Annotated in this window: 1 protein-coding gene; it reads left to right on the forward strand. The window is 69.6% G+C overall.

Features of this window, described 5'->3' with window-relative positions; genetic code table 11:
• Positions 1–96 precede the first annotated feature (96 nt).
• Positions 97–247: IPT/TIG domain-containing protein (locus VT52_RS39500; protein ID WP_276208005.1), on the forward strand; the 151-nt coding region annotated here is incomplete at its 3' end.

Consider the following 247-nt stretch of genomic DNA (forward strand, 5'->3'; position numbering starts at 1 on the left):
GCCATCGCGCCTCCGGGTTCGGGCTCCGTCTCCGTGACGGTGACCACGCCGGGTGGGGCGAGTAATGGTCTGGGTTACGCCTATACCGCGGCGCCGGTGCTCAACTCGCTTGTGCCTGGCCAGGGGTCGGCGAGTGGTGGGAATCAGGTGGTGCTCTCGGGTGCGGGGTTCACCGGCGCGAGTGCGGTGCGTTTCGGCGCGGCGTCGGCGGTCTTCACCGTCGACAGCGACACGCAGATCACCGCCA

The organism is Streptomyces malaysiense, from assembly GCF_000980885.2.
In the GTDB taxonomy this organism is placed as follows: Bacteria; Actinomycetota; Actinomycetes; order Streptomycetales; family Streptomycetaceae; genus Streptomyces; species Streptomyces malaysiense.